Genomic DNA, 15,111 nt, shown 5'->3' on the forward strand with positions numbered 1-15,111 from the left:
CGAGTGCCAGGACGAAACCCACAGAATCCCCGGAATCGGAACGTGAAGGCTGAGTTTCGAATCGAGACTCGCCCATGGCTTGTCCAGACCGTGAGGGAAACTCGATGATTGGAAGGATTCAAACGGCTCCGAAACAGCCAAATAGAAGAGCCGAATCCATCGGCTTAGCTGACAAGAAGTGCGATAGCTGAGCGACTTCTTGCTTGAAATGAAGTCCGGCGAGACCACAGCGACAAAGAAACTCCTAGCCAGCTGCACGTCGGGGTGTCGATGACTCTGCAGCGTCGAGTGATGGAAATTTAAGCGAATTCTGCGGTTGTTGACCGATCATCTGGCCTGGCAGCGGGAAGGCTGCATTCCATCCCAGCGGCAGCGTAACTCCGGTGATCCAACGAGCTTCCGGGGAGGCGAGAAACGCAACCGCAGCTGCGACATCCTGAGGAGATCCGATTCCGAGCGGATGAGATCGTTGAAGCTCAGCAAGCACGTCTTCGTCGAACGTGGAGAGATATTTTTTCAGCATGGGGGTTTTCACGAGTGCCGGGGCGACGCAAACCGCTCGAATTCCCTTCGGAGCCATTTCCGCAGCGATTGATTGCGTGAGCCCGATGAGTCCCGCTTTCGAAGCAGAATAGGCAGGAAACCCTGCACATCCAGCAATTCCGAGTACAGACGCAATGTTGACGACCACTCCCCGTTCAGCCGTAAGAGACGGGAGAAAGCTGCGAATCATCCGCATGGCCCCGGTGAGATTCACATCGATCAGCGAAAGCCAATCTTCATCCGATGTCGAGGCAAATTCTCCCGAGTGATCGATTCCGGCATTGTTAATTAGAACGTCCGTTGCGCCAAAACGCTCGCGAACCGCCTCCTTCGCCGAATCGACTTGTGATTGTGATGTCACATCACACTGCATTGATAGCACGTCGATGTCGCGTTTTTCGAGGCGTTTGAGAAACCGTGTCGGCTCTTCGTGCCAGAGCAAGGCGAGCTGTGCCCCCTCTTGTGCCAGCTGGTCAGCGATGGCAGCTCCGATACCGCGGTCATTGACACCAGTAATGACTGCGACCATGCCTTCAAAACGACGATTCGACATCCTTGTCTCCCCCCCAAGATCTTTGCGTTTCCGCTGCACGCGATCCTATGCGTTTCACGGGTCCCTGCGATTCTGATCGGTTTGACGATTTCCGGCAAGGTGGATTTTCGCCCGCTCAAGTCCCAAGTTGGATGGTCGGAACAACTTGCAGCGGCTGAGTTGAATTCGTCGTGATGGCAGTGGGCGAATTTGTTCTCTTAGTTGACCGCGTCTACGCATTGAAAGCAATTCAGGTGCGGACGCATTTTGTCGAGAGTGACTGATCCGATTCCGCGAACCCGCTGTACATCATCAATTGACTGGAACGGGCCGTTTGCAGAGCGATCGTCGACAATGGCCCTGGCAGTCACTTCGCCGACGCCTTCGAGTTGCATCCATTCCACCCACGTGGCGGAGTTGATATCGATCTGAAAGAGCGCCTGCTGTTCTGCCGAACGGACGATTTCGACTTCGGGCATTCGTCCCGTATTCTTCGCAATCCAGATGATGCCTGATAACGAAACTGTGCATAAGCACATCGTCAGGAGCAATCGGCGATCCGATTTTCTTAGCCCCAGCTCCGTTTGATTTGATGTAGGCTGAGCAGCATCTTCGCTACGGGGCGGAGCAGGCTCTTTGAAAGAGGAAGGCATATTCCGTGGCTTAAACGGGAGGCGGGGGTTGGTCGCGAAAAAGGTCATTAGACCAATTTCAGCGTCCCTCTGCATTCGCCTCACCTCCATTCGCTGACGAATGCAGCCATTACAACCTCAACCGCACCGGACATATCGAAGAGAGCGACACTCACTCTTCTCCGATCGGGGCGGAGACTCACTTCTATCGGCCACGTGAGCGACTTCGGCTCGAACTTGAACCGGATGATCTGCTCGAGCCCGATGAGCGAGACGAACCTGAAGAACGACTGCTCGATGATCGTGAGCGGGTCGAAGGTGACGAAGAGCTCCGTGACCGACTGAACGATGAAGATCGGCTCGATGACGGGGAGGAGCTACGCTGAGAGTTTAATGAGCGGCTGCTTGAAGTCGATGGGGTTCGAGAGCGACTGCTGCTGTTGCTGCTGCCGCTGCTGCGAGTACTACTACTGTTGCTTCGAGTGCTTGGAGTCGATCGTGAAGAGTTTCGCAGACTATTCAGTCGTTGTTGAATCGATTGACTCGAAGATGACCGCGCACTTGAACTACGTGAGCTGGAACTGTTCGTCGATGGTCCCGCACGAGGTGTGCTATTGGATGAGCGCGGAGTGGTCGTTCGTTGAGGCTGGGATCGAAGCCGGGAAGAATCAATTCGTTGCTGTGGATTGCTGGAACGCGAAGGCTGTCGGTTCGCGCGATCCTGAGATGAGTTCGTGCTCTGTTGACGGATTGATTCGATTCCCTGACGTAAATTCCGAGACTGATCCGATTGAGATCGTGTTGATGGAACAGTCGTCGGTCGCGAACTGCTGGAACTACTGCTTCGGTTCGATGATGAGCTGTTATTTGATCGTGAGCGGTCAGTCGACGGAGTGCTCGGCTGCGTTCTGGATCGTTGCTGGAGTGCCTCGATCCGCTGTCGCAGTTCGCTCGGTTGAGTTGACGATCGCGATCGGTTCTGGCTCGAATCATTGCTTCGAGACGAGTTGGAGTTTGAATTCTGCTGTTGCTGTCTCATCGCTTCGATCTGCGAACGCAAGTCGCTCGACCGAGACGAACTTCGATCAGTTGACGGAGTTTGTGGTGTCGTTTGACGTGGGCTCTCCGATTCTCTCGTTCGTGGCGACGGAGAACTGTTTTGGCGGTTTTCCAGCCGTTCTCTCAATGACGATCCGGACGAGCCGCGAGACGGCTGACCAGATTCCGGTTGTTGACCGGGTGATGTCGTCGGACGTTGTCGCGAGGACTCTGGATTCTGAGAGGCAGCTCGTTGAGCAGCTTCGATTCGCTCACGCAGACTGCTCATCGACGGTTGCGATGAAGAGTTTCCGCTTTCCGATCCGCGTTCACGGGTCGATTCATTATTCCGATTTCGAATGGCATCCAGTCGATCGCGGACATCCGAAGCAGTTGGATTGTTCGAACCCGATCCTGGACGAATTGCTGGATTCCCGTCGGGGCGATTGCCGTCACGAGTCTCACGTGACTGAGCGGTATCGCGTTCGCTTCCCCGATCGCTGCGAGGTTGATCGCCACGATTCTGTCGGGCTGCTTCAATTCGCTCTCGAAGCGAGTCCATATCGGATCGATCGGGAGTGTTGGCACTCCGTGAATCAGAACGGTTTGTCAATTCACGACCTGAATCTCCGGGTGATCGGCGATCAAGATCAGGAGATCCGTCTCTCGATTCGAGTCGATCACGAGTTGCGTTCAGGCGGTCTCGAATTGAATTCGAATTAGGGAGTTTGATTGACTCAGCACGTGATGCAAGATCTCGGTCGCCACCGGGACGGCCATCGCGGTCTCGATCACTTCCAGTCGTCGGACGACCATTTCGATCGTCAGGTCCACGATTGTCACGGTCAGTGCCGAACCGGTCTCCGCCGGGGCCCTCGCTGGCTGGACGTTGGTCACGACCAATGCCTGTGATTGAATCGCGATCTCGCGGATCACCGTCTCGATTTCGGATCGATTCGAACCGTGATCGGAAATCTGTTAAGTCGCGGACAGCTTTGTTCGAACGCTCTGAAATTCGATCTCGATCAACTTCGGCAATCGTGCGGAAGTTGAAGTGATCCGGACGCCCAGGGCGTTTGAATCGATCGAGCGATTCACTCAGGACAGATTGTTCAAAAACGGAACGGTTGCGGGAACCTTCTGCCGATGCGAGGAATGTCCGAGTGCGGTCGTACGTACGCGGCGGTCGGAAGTTTTCGTTTCGATCATAGTAGCTGTGCCAGCTGACCAGTCGATCGAACGTGACGCGTCGCCGTGGATTCTGGTAGTAGGTGTAAATTGGATCGTAAGCATATCGGCGCTGGTAGTAACGTCGTTGATGGACGAAGGGATAGATTCCCCGGTTGCGGTACAGCGGAGCGTAGTAGTCCCCGAAGTAGTAGTGACGGTATCGCGGACGCACGAAAAGGTGTGTGAGAAGCGGGCTGATCCCAATACCGTAGCGAGGTCGATAGCGGTATCCGTAGAACCGATAAGGGTAGGCTCGGTTCCAGAATCGAATCGGCGAGAACAGGAGTCCGCGTCGAACGAGCGGGTAATCCCAATACCCGGTACAGTAAACGTAGCCTCGAGGAGTCCACGAGTATCGAGCCGGAACCCAGATGTAATCCTGGTAAGGGAGGGTCCATCGACCGGGTTGCCAAGCGTAAGACTGATTTTGATAGGACCAATTACCCGGAACCCAGAAGTGCTCTTCAGTTGGAGCGGGAACATTTGGTCCCTCTTCGAGACTTTCGGGAGGCTCTGGCAAATAGCTCAACTCTTCGGAGTCAGCTGACGTCCAGAAACCCGGAACCCACTGAAAGCTTCCCTCAGTTTCTGCCCAGTAACCGGGAATCCACTGCTGATTCGGAGGAAGGTCACGCCACAATCCGCTGACCCAGATGAAATCGTCGAGATCTTCATCCCACGCCCAATAGCCGGGAATCCACTCGACGTTGTTCCCTTCCGGCATTTCTTCCGGCGGAACTTCATCGATGAGATCGGGCGGACGCTTCGTAACTGTCAGACCCGGTTCTGGATCTGCAGAATATTGTTCGGCGAAAGCTTCGTGAATCGGTCCACGAGTCAAGACTTCGCTCTCGATGTTCGATGGATCGACAGCTTCAGGAGGGTCTGCGACCTCCGCAGCTTGATCGTTCTCCGTCACTGGAGGCTGAAAGTCAGCCGCTGGCAATGGCGGAGGAGGTGGGCTGCTCTGCGAAGTGGCGTCATCTTGAGCGTGAAGACCTCCCCATGTGCATAGCAACACAGTTGAGAGAAGCCACGAAGTCGTTCTGGCTGTCGAGTGCATCGAACGTCCAGTCATCAATGCGATCGCCAAAGTTGATTCGATCAAATGGCCATCAAGGGAGTGGGAGATTGCTGTTATTCTCGCAATCAAACTGTGAAGTGGCAAATTTCCTGGGGGAGTTGGATGTCACGAATCGCGACAAAGAGCTTCGGCAGAATTTGCCAAGAGAAAATTATTGCAGCTGGCGTTCCAGTTTCGCGGAACCAGATACCGAGAACCGAATTTGAAGTGCCGCGAATCCAATTCAGATTGTCGTATCGTCAATCTGAATAATCGGTTAAAGGATTTCGGGCGGACTCTGGATTACCCTGCGAAGTCGCGAAGAGCGATGTGTGTCAAGAATCGGTAAGCGAGTCACTTTGACGAATCGCGCAGTCCAAACGACAACACCGAGTGCCACAAGTGGTCAGCTGACCCTCGACGTGGCAGATTGAGAAGCAAGGTTTCGATAGAGCTGAGAGTAGCGTCGTGCGGTCGTCTGCACACTCAAGACAGTTTCCGCCAGTTCTCGACACTTCGCTCCCATTGACGGCCAGAGAGGAGCTTCGTCGATCATCGAAACGAGGGCGACCGCGAGCTGACTCGCTTCCTTGCCACGAGCAATCTTCCCGGTGACTCCATCCTCGATGAAATCGGAAACAGCGAACGGTTCCGTCGTCAACACGGGAAGTCCAGTCGCCATGGCGGACAAAACGCTGCGTTGGGATGCGAGCGTCGAGGCTGTCGAAATGAGAAACCCGTTGTGCTTCAACAACTCATCGTTGATTTGTCGTTCGCCCAGAAACTCAACGTGATGGGTCAGCCTCAGTGAGCCAGCCAACTCAACCAGTTGGTTCAAGAGTGGGCCCGTTCCCACAATCTGAACTTTAAAGTGAGGATAGCTGTTCACGACTGAACGAACCGCGTGGATGAGGGATTCGAATCCATTTTCAGGAGTGCACTCGCCAATCGCCAATGCCCGAAGATCCGAACTTGGACCGTACGGAAAGAATCGTGTCGAATCGATTCCGAAGGGAATGGTGATCATTCGATTGCGGTTCGATTGATTCTGCTGTCGGCAGAGTTCGGTTGTCGCTTCCGAGATGCCAATGACTCGGTCGGTGAACTCGTTTGCAATTCGAAATTGCCAGAGCGATTTCCGATCGGCCCCGCATCCACGACCATAGTGCGTTGCGACAGCGAGCGGGGTTTGAGACCACTTGCATGCGATGGCCCCGTGAAACTGCGCCGCAGTTCCGTGCATGTGGAGAATGTCGATTTCGTTTCGATCGAGAAACTGGCTCAACTTGCGCAGCGACTGGATTTTCCCGAACAGCGACCGCTTCAGCGATTCGACCGTATGGCCGGAGTCCCTGAGCACATCGGCAGCTTCTCCGACTTCATGAAGCGACACAAACGAGAGATGGACGTCGTTCGGACTCGTTGACGCTGCCAGTTCGAGCAGGTGCCGTTCGATTTCGCCGCTGCAAAGATTTTCGGCGAGATGGCAGACTCTGAGGCACTCATTCGGCTCCCGCAAGGATGCCCTCGACGGGATCGAAGCCGAATCCGGATGAGTTTCAGACGACATAAAAGATTCCGCCATCACAAACCACTTGAATCACCGGTGACCAGCAGCCTCGACGATGCGAATTCGAAACTGCAGACCTCGCGTTTTCCCAGCAAAGTTGGCGACAGTGCTGAGACCTCTGAAAACATGGGGTCGAAACCGCCGTGGTGTATCGAAATTCATGAGATTTCGGAATAGGGAATCGACACTCGAATTCCGTGCTCTTCACTCGACCACCGATCGGAATCTTCTTGAGCAATCGAATGTATCAATTGTGTGGAGAACAACGCGGTCGCTGTGGGGATTGATCGCGTGACGGGCCACACCATCGATTTAATAGAACCCGCTGTTGTCGATCCCGTCTCGTCGGGGTGAATCCGACGAAGTGGTTTCCGTCCACATCCGATACACTGGAAAACAGTCCAATTTATCAAGAGGTGTGATGTGTCGACGATTCTCGTCACTGGGGGAGGCGGCTTTCTCGGAAGTCATCTGTGTGAACGGCTGCTCAACGAAGACAATGATGTCATCTGCGTGGACAATTTCTTTTCCGGGCGAAAAGAGAACATCCGCCATTTGATCGGCCACCCGAATTTCGAAGTGATCCGTCACGACATTGTGCACCCTCTTCACATCGAAGCGGATCAGATCTACAACCTCGCGTGCCCAGCATCGCCGGTTTCGTATCAGCACAATCCGATCAAGACGATCAAGACATCGACTCTCGGCATGGTCAATATGCTCGGGCTGGCGAAACGCTGCGGAGCCAGAATTCTGCACACATCGACGTCCGAAGTTTATGGCGATCCGGAAGTTCACCCGCAGACAGAAGACTATTGGGGCAGCGTCAATCCGATTGGCCCGCGCAGCTGTTACGACGAAGGGAAACGCGTCGCTGAGTCGCTATGCATGAACTACCACCTGGCCCATAACATGGAAGTTCGCATCGTGCGAATCTTCAACACTTATGGACCTCGCATGGCTCCGGACGATGGACGTGTTGTGTCCAACTTCATTATGCAGGCACTTCGCGGAGAAGAGCTGACCGTCTACGGCGACGGAAAGCAAACACGCTCATTTTGCTATGTCTCCGACCTCATCGACGGCTTTATTCGGATGATGAAACAGGACGAGCAGGTTGGCCCGATCAACCTGGGGAATCCCGTCGAAAACACCATGGTCGAACTCGCGGAAACGATCCTCGAGATCACCGGATCGAAGTCCAAGATTCGCTTTGACCCGCTTCCCAAAGATGATCCGAAACGCCGTTGCCCTGATATCTCGCGAGCGAAAGCCCTGCTCAAGTGGGCACCGCAAGTCGATCTGAAAACCGGCCTGACGCACACGACGAAGTACTACCGAGACACTCAGCTGTAGAGTCTTTCGCCAAACCGAAGTAGTTCTTTGAAATGGCAGATGATCTACAAAATTGCTGAAGTCGAATCGATTTCGTCCTCGGCAATCTGTTCATTCTGTCGTGGCTGTTTCGGTCTCATCAAGCCACTCCCAGTCAGAGAAAGTGGCTGCTTGTCCGCGGTAGTTGTTCTTGAAGTCGATGAGATTCCAGACCACCGCCTGACGAATAAGAAAGCGGCGACCATTCTGGCTGATGCGGATTCCTGAATAGTCATCGACGAAGCCGTTTTCCGTCGTGCGTTTGAGCAATCGCTTGCGTTCATCGCGATGCACCGGTTCAGCAGTCATCCTCGACGGGGTCTTGCAGAGTGTCGCGACATCCATATCCCATAGCTCAAGGGCGACCTGATTTCCGTAGTTGAGCACGGGATCGGGACGATAGTCGTGTGAAACGACAACAAAGGGTGACAGGAACAACTCTTTCGCCTGATCCAGTTGGCTTCCCTCACGCGGGATGAGTTCCTTCTTGAGATAGCGCTCATAAGAGTCCAGCATCAACTGCGTATGAGCAACCCAGTTTCGTTTCAACCACGGTGAATCTTGAGACATCATCTACTCGACTTGAATTTCACAACCATCACGTAAATTTCAACCTGATGAAAACAGGCTGTCAGGTTTGGTCGGACTCTCGACAATTTGCCAGCTGAGATCAAGCGCAGACAGAGGATGGCTTAGCGAGAGGTGTTTGCTCGCCGTTGGAACTTTGGTTGCAGCAGCTGATTCGCGAGAGTATTTTCGGCCTCGCAGATTGATTCGGTCGATCAAACGCCTAAAACTGCGTACTGTTAGCCCACTCAAATCACTGGAAAAGAAAACCGTGAAGAAACGGACCGTGCGCATCGCGATCATTGCTATTGCTCTCCCGGTCATCGGATTGGCATATCTCAGCATGACAGCAAAACGTCCTGATCATCTCGGCGTCGTCGATGGAAAACTCGCTCCAGCTCCGGATTCGCCGAATTGTGTTCTCACTCAAACCGATTCCGATGAACACAAGATGTCTCCGTGGGAATATTCCGGGACTGCCGCAGAAGCGAAGTCCAATCTGGTCACTATTCTCGAGGAACTTCCGCGAACGAAGATCGTCGAGTCGACGGAGACTTACATTCACGCTGAGGTCAAGAGTTTTCTGTTTCGGTTCGTCGACGATGTCGAGTTTCTGATTGACGAAGAAGCCAAGCTCATCCATTTTCGATCTGCTTCACGCGTCGGTCGTTCCGATCTTGGCGTGAATCGGAAGCGGATGGAGGGGCTGCGCGATCGCTTTCTGAGACTGCAGACAAAGACCACGGAAGAAGCCTCAGACGCCGATTCTCTGACCGAATAGGCTCACATCTGCCGTCCTCAACTTCAGGCTGCTTCTCCATCTTCGCAATCTGGGAAAACGGCCTCCCGGAGCCGCACTGTTCCACTTAGTCAGTTTCCTGCTACAGTTCCCACATTCTTACCCTCACCGGTCAATAGATAGCGGCAACGAACAGGAATCATGGCTGAGACACTGCAACTCGACGAATTTTCGTACTCCGTCTGGGAAACGTTGGCCAATCATCAGGAGATCGGTCTCAACGAACTTGCAGCGGCACTCAAATCTGATCAGTCGCGCGTGCTTGTTTCGATTCAGGAAGCCGCCAATCAAGGCTGTGCGACGATCCGCGAAGAGTCGTTTGATGAGCTCATTCCCTCTGCTGAAGCGGTCTCACTTGTGAGTGAAGGATTGCCTGAGCGAAAAGCGCTGACACTCCTTCTCGAATCGAATGGAGAACTCGGAACCGGCGACTTCGCGAAAGCGGCCAACCAGGCCGGAATTGCCGTGAACGACGTCTTTCGCTGGGGAACAGCACGAGGCTGGATTGAACGCGATAAGCAGGGAGTCCGGATCACTGACTCAGGCCGGAAGGCAGGCGAAGGTGAAAAGGATGTCGACGAAGTCGTGATTCTCGAAGCGGCTGGCCAACCTACATCGCTCGAAAACGCTTCCGATGCGGACCGTATCAAGCAACTGCTTGGCAAGCGAAACGAGCTTGCAAAAATCAAATCCCGCAACCGAAGAACGGTCTCGCTGACAGCGGAAGGGCGAAAGCTTCTCGAGTCGGGTGAGATTTCCGTAAAGAAGGAACGAAATCTACTCTCGGCAGACGACATTCGAAGCGGTGCCTGGAAGGAAATCACGCTGCGGCCTTACGACGTGACTCTGTCTGCGGAGACAGTCCGTCCGGCCAAAGTGCATCCACTTCGCAAGATCATTGAGCAAACCCGACGGGCCTATTTGGAAATGGGATTCACGGAAGTGGTCTCTCCGATGGTGGAGTCGTCGTTCTGGAACTTCGACGCACTCTTCCAGCCGCAAGATCATCCTGCTCGAGATATGCAGGACACCTTCTATATGGCCAATCCGGCGACAACAGACTTGCCGGAGGATACCGAACTCGTCGATCGTGTCCGACATGCTCACGAAGATGGAGGAGATACCGGTTCGGAAGGGTGGGGATATCGCTGGTCGCCGGAGCGTGCAAAACAAGTCGTGTTGCGAACACACACCACTGCTTCGACGATTCGAGCGTTGGCTCGACATCCCGATCCACCACTGAAAACATTCTGCGTGGGCTGGGTCTGCCGGAACGAGACGATGAGCTATAAGCATCTCCCGGTCTTCCATCAGGTCGACGGAATCGTCATCGACAAAAATGCTTCGCTGGCAACGTTGCTGGGAACTCTGGAAACCTTCTACAAGAAGATGGGTTTCCAACAGGTCAAATTCAAACCCGCCTTCTATCCATACACCGAGCCGAGCGTGGACGTTGTTGTTTACCTCGAAAGCCGAGGGAAATGGATCGAAATGGGTGGATCAGGAATCTTCCGTCCGGAAGTGACCGAACCGCTTGGCTGCAAGCATCCCGTGATGGCATGGGGGCTGGGAATGGAGCGTCTGGCCATGATTCGATACGGCCTTTCGGACATTCGCGAGCTCTATCAGGGACGAATCGAAGCGTTGGAAGAAATGGCACTCCACCAATAATTCTATCGCCAGCTCAACACACTCATTCGTAGTTAAGCTGCCGCCCAGATTGCCGCGATCATCACGATAATCGCTAACAGGAAAGTGGTGAACAGGCCGTTACGACTCGATGTGTCTTCTTCTGTTGAAGCTTGGTGTCGAGACTCGTCGACCAATCTCACGTCATCGCAGAGCCCGTTGAAGATTCTTCCGGGAATGGCGAGCAGAAGATGGCTGAGGTTGGATTGAAAGTGTGTCGACACCTGTTGCAGTGGTTCAAAGGCCGCTCGTTCGAGAAGCTTTGCGACGTTGAAATCGTTGTTGAGAAGCTTCACCAAAGTACTCTCAGTGAGCGACTCAGAGAATGCTAAGTTCTGCCGGCAGTTCCAGACGATTCCCAGAATGCCTGCGACTGCGGCCAACCAGACAGTCGTCCCCAAACCTGATCCAACAGACCGCTCCGGGCTTATTAAAGTGTTGATGAGCAAGTTCGATAAAACCAACCAAATGACTGCCGAGAGACAGATCTCACTCTTCGAGGGTTGTCTCTCGTGTTGATCCATTTTGGGTGACAGTATCCCAGCAAACAGGCTGGCAGCACAGAGGGCGTATGCAACTGCAAACAGAACCGGAAGAATGATCGGAGTTCCGGTTGCGGGATCAGATGCGACGGTGATGAGCTGCTCGACGGCATGACAAGACCCGAAAATGCCTGAGAGAAGAATTGCTGCTGCAGCGAGTCGCCGAACATCTGGCGGAACTGGGAAGACGAGAATCGCGGTCGGCAACATCAGGCATGCCACTGCGAACAACAGACTGATGGGCGAAGCGGTCACCTCGAACAGAGTTCCAGCCGCAACAAGACTGACAAGCGCCAGACTGACTCGAAATGCTCGCTGTGCTTCGGCTTGAAAAATTGAGGCTGCCGCATGAACGAGCGCGAAGAGCACCAATAGCCCTCCCAGCATGGTTCGAGATGATGAATCAATCGCGAGGATCAGGTGCCAGCGGAATATCTGCGACACAGTCAACAGCGCGGGGAACATCAACACTACCAGCGACGACGACAGGCTTCCCCGAGCCAATCCGTTCCAAATCAGAAAAGGGAAACCTCCCAACCGAATCAAAAATGAAAGCCCGAGCCAGATCGCTGAAACTGCCAAAACCGCCCGTTGAAACGCATCCTGCGAAACAAGTTCTGTCACAGCCTGCAGGTCGGAGAACGATCCGATCGCCCAGATGAACGACATTCCCTGAAGTCCGGTCATCGCCAGAATGTCTGCCAGCCCGAGAAGAATGAGCACCTGTTTCCAGGCTCTGTTTGAGAAGAATCCTGACATCCGTGTGCATTGCCACACTGAAAGCCAACAAGCTGCGCTGAACAACGCCCATTGCAGCACGACGTGATCCGTCATCACGCTGATCGAAGCAAGCGCCCACAGCAGCGTCAAAGAACCGACTTCTGAACGCTTCGGGAATTGACTGCGGCCAACTTCAATGGAATGGGCACAGGCAATGGTCACGATGCCCCCCGCGAGTCCGAACAGCGAGAGAATGGAAACACGATCGCGGAGCCACCATCCATCAAAAAATACAGATAAGAAGGACGTGCTCTCTGATGACGCCGGGAGGATCAGTGAGAATCCAACGGCCATCGACAAACTGGCAAAAGCAATCATTGATGTGATCAGAAGCGTCACTGCGCCCGCGTTTCGGGAGAACCCCAAACGTGGCAAATAACGACCAAATCCCGCAATGACGAGGCAAAGCCCAAGCATAATGATCGCGAAGTCAGTCGTCATTCTCAAAGTCTCACTGAGGCAGTTGCCTGTCGAGTTCGCTGGTCACTAGTCGAAATCTGTACAAAAACTTCACAAGTGCAGTCTAGGAAAGGGCGAATTGAGCACAAGTATTCAAAATATTTCCTCAGAATTGCCTTCTTAACCTCCTTCCCGAAGATGACTTTGTTTAGTATTCCACGCTTTCGTTGGAACGAGATTGCGCGCACGTTCCGATCACAACAAAGATTGCTTCCGGAATTGAGTTTGACGCACCCCAAGCGTGACTCAACACTCGCTCACGGATTCCGCTGCTTGTTTTGTATCAACTGCACCCGAATTCCCGTACCAGGCTTACTCCCCGAACACGGTTTGGAACCCAAAGGGCAACACGAACGTGACTGAATCAACTCTCCAAGCATCTGCTCCTACAATTTCCGGTGATTCCTCCATGCGAAGAACGGACATTCGCAACATCGCGATCATTGCCCACGTCGACCACGGAAAAACGACGCTTGTCGACTCATTGCTGCGACAAGGCGGACAGTTCCGCGACTCGCAACTCGTCGGCGACTGTATTCTCGATTCCAACGACCTGGAGCGGGAACGCGGCATCACAATTCTCTCGAAGAACATTGCCATTCCCTACAAGGGAGTGAAGATCAACGTGATCGATACACCCGGCCACGCCGATTTCGGTGGGGAAGTCGAGCGTGTTCTCCGCATGGCTGACGGTGCATTGATTCTCGTTGATGCATTCGAAGGCCCACGACCACAAACACGATTCGTGCTCACAAAGGCTCTCGAAGTCGGACTGCGCCCGATCATCGTGATCAACAAAATCGATCGCCCGGATTGCCGCCCCGATGACGTTCTTCTGGAAACCGTCCACTTGATGGAAGAACTCGGCGCCGAAGATTCGCTCGAAATTCCTTACATCTACGCGAGTGGTCGTGCAGGATTCGCATCACACGACTCGGAAGCCCGTGACGGAAACATTCTTCCGCTGCTCGACCTCATTCTGGAACACGTTCCCGGTCCTGTGGCGAATGTCGAAGCTCCACTGCAAATGGCGGTGACGTCGATTCAGTGGTCCGAATTCGTCGGACGAATCTGCATCGGTCGAGTCACAAATGGCGTCGTCCGTCCCGGCATGAATGTCGCGCTCATGAAAGCGGGTGGGAATGTCGTGAAGTCGTCCATCGAAGGTGTTGAAATCTTCGACAAGCTCGGACGAGCCAAAACAGACGAAGCTGGGGCAGGGGACATTGTCGCCCTCACCGGTCTCGCCAATGCCGAAATCGGCGACACCATCGCTTCGGTCGATAATCCGGTGGCGCTTCCTCGGACTTCTGTCGACGAACCGACCCTGTCGATGGTCTTCACGATCAACTCTTCGCCATTCTCCGGGAAGAGCGGGAAGTTTCTGACAAGCCGCCACCTGCGAGATCGACTTCAGCGCGAACTCGAATCGAATGTTGCCCTCCGCGTGGAAGAAGCAGATGCGAAAGAGGCCTTCAAGGTCTCGGGACGAGGGTTGCTGCACCTGTCGATTCTGATCGAAACAATGCGACGCGAAGGGTACGAACTTTCCGTCGGAAAACCGGAAGTCATTCGTCGTCAGGTCGACGGAAAATGGCAAGAGCCTTTTGAAATTCTCGAGATCGAAGTCCCATCAACCGATGTCGGAACCGTGATCGAAATCGTCTCAGCCCGGAAAGGTCAACTCCAGGAGTTGAAAGCCGGAACGGGAACGCATTCACACGTGCAATTCCTCATTCCCGCCCGTGGACTGATTGGACTCCGAACACGACTGCTGAACGCTTCCAAGGGTGAAGCGGTCATGAACCATCGCTTTGAGTGCTACGCAGAACTCGAAGGTGAGATTCCTCGACGGAAGAACGGCGTGCTGATCTCCCAAATTCAGGGCAAAGCGACAGCTTACGCTCTGTGGAAACTGAGCGAACGCGCCGATCTGTTGATCGCCCCCGGAACGGATGTTTACGAAGGAATGATCGTCGGAGAAAATTCACGCGACAACGATCTCGTTGTGAATCCGGTCCGCGAGAAGAAGTTGACTAACGTTCGAGCGTCCGGTTCCGACGACAACATCGTCCTTGAACCTCCGCGAGCAATGTCCCTCGAAATGGCACTGGAGTACATCGAGGCAGATGAGTACCTCGAAGTCACTCCCGATTCGCTTCGCCTGCGAAAAATCTGGCTGAAAGAAACCGATCGCAAACGCAATCCACTGCGTGGTTAGAGCATTTTCTGATTTTTTCGCACGGTCCCGCACAAGCAAGCACAGCCTTTTCACTTGTGAAACAGTGCAAGC

General features: G+C 53.8%; 10 protein-coding genes. 4 read left to right on the top strand and 6 right to left on the bottom strand.

Going from position 1 to position 15,111, the window contains the following annotated elements; translation table 11 throughout:
- Positions 1-244 precede the first annotated feature (244 nt).
- The 4 genes from AB1L42_RS19345 to AB1L42_RS19360 all read right to left on the bottom strand — a co-directional run bounded on the left by AB1L42_RS19345 (position 245) and on the right by AB1L42_RS19360 (position 6,608).
- Entirely contained in the window at positions 245-1,096 is an 852-nt protein-coding gene (locus AB1L42_RS19345) for an SDR family oxidoreductase (RefSeq protein WP_367059970.1), read from the bottom strand.
- Positions 1,097-1,293: 197 nt separating this feature from the next.
- Positions 1,294-1,803: a helix-hairpin-helix domain-containing protein gene (locus AB1L42_RS19350; RefSeq protein WP_367059973.1), complete on the bottom strand. Its 510-nt coding sequence runs from the start codon at positions 1,801-1,803 to the stop codon at positions 1,294-1,296.
- Positions 1,804-1,912: 109 nt separating this feature from the next.
- Positions 1,913-5,053: a hypothetical protein gene (locus AB1L42_RS19355; RefSeq protein WP_367059976.1), complete on the bottom strand. Its 3,141-nt coding sequence runs from the start codon at positions 5,051-5,053 to the stop codon at positions 1,913-1,915.
- A 391-nt stretch (positions 5,054-5,444) separates the two neighbouring features.
- A complete protein-coding gene (locus tag AB1L42_RS19360; protein ID WP_367059979.1) occupies positions 5,445-6,608 on the bottom strand; it encodes a glycosyltransferase family 4 protein in 1,164 nt (387 codons plus the stop codon).
- A gap of 423 nt (positions 6,609-7,031) precedes the next feature.
- On the opposite strand from AB1L42_RS19360, the gene AB1L42_RS19365 reads away from it, so the two are divergent.
- Entirely contained in the window at positions 7,032-7,964 is a 933-nt protein-coding gene (locus tag AB1L42_RS19365; RefSeq protein WP_367059982.1) for a UDP-glucuronic acid decarboxylase family protein, read from the top strand.
- 90 nt (positions 7,965-8,054) lie between these two features.
- Here the strand turns inward: AB1L42_RS19365 and AB1L42_RS19370 are convergent, their stop codons facing one another.
- Positions 8,055-8,552 carry an MEKHLA domain-containing protein gene (locus AB1L42_RS19370; RefSeq protein WP_367059985.1) on the bottom strand — a complete coding sequence of 166 codons (498 nt, stop codon included), beginning with the start codon at positions 8,550-8,552 and terminating at the stop codon, positions 8,055-8,057.
- A 268-nt stretch (positions 8,553-8,820) separates the two neighbouring features.
- Here AB1L42_RS19370 and AB1L42_RS19375 point away from each other — a divergent pair, with 268 nt between their 5' ends.
- Positions 8,821-9,330 (top strand): DUF1499 domain-containing protein, encoded by a 510-nt coding sequence (locus tag AB1L42_RS19375; protein ID WP_367059988.1) that lies wholly within the window; start codon positions 8,821-8,823, stop codon positions 9,328-9,330.
- 159 nt (positions 9,331-9,489) lie between these two features.
- Positions 9,490-11,019, top strand: coding sequence for a phenylalanine--tRNA ligase subunit alpha (locus AB1L42_RS19380; protein ID WP_367059991.1), 1,530 nt, complete (start codon positions 9,490-9,492; stop codon positions 11,017-11,019).
- A 32-nt stretch (positions 11,020-11,051) separates the two neighbouring features.
- Here the strand turns inward: AB1L42_RS19380 and AB1L42_RS19385 are convergent, their stop codons facing one another.
- On the bottom strand, positions 11,052-12,800 hold the full coding sequence (locus AB1L42_RS19385) for a hypothetical protein (protein ID WP_367059995.1): 1,749 nt from the start codon (positions 12,798-12,800) through the stop codon (positions 11,052-11,054).
- A 427-nt stretch (positions 12,801-13,227) separates the two neighbouring features.
- On the opposite strand from AB1L42_RS19385, the gene typA reads away from it, so the two are divergent.
- Positions 13,228-15,039, top strand: coding sequence for a translational GTPase TypA (gene typA, locus AB1L42_RS19390; protein WP_367059998.1), 1,812 nt, complete (start codon positions 13,228-13,230; stop codon positions 15,037-15,039).
- The last annotated feature ends 72 nt before the right edge of the window (positions 15,040-15,111 follow it).

This window comes from Thalassoglobus sp. JC818 (assembly GCF_040717535.1).
Classification (GTDB): Bacteria; Planctomycetota; Planctomycetia; order Planctomycetales; family Planctomycetaceae; genus Thalassoglobus.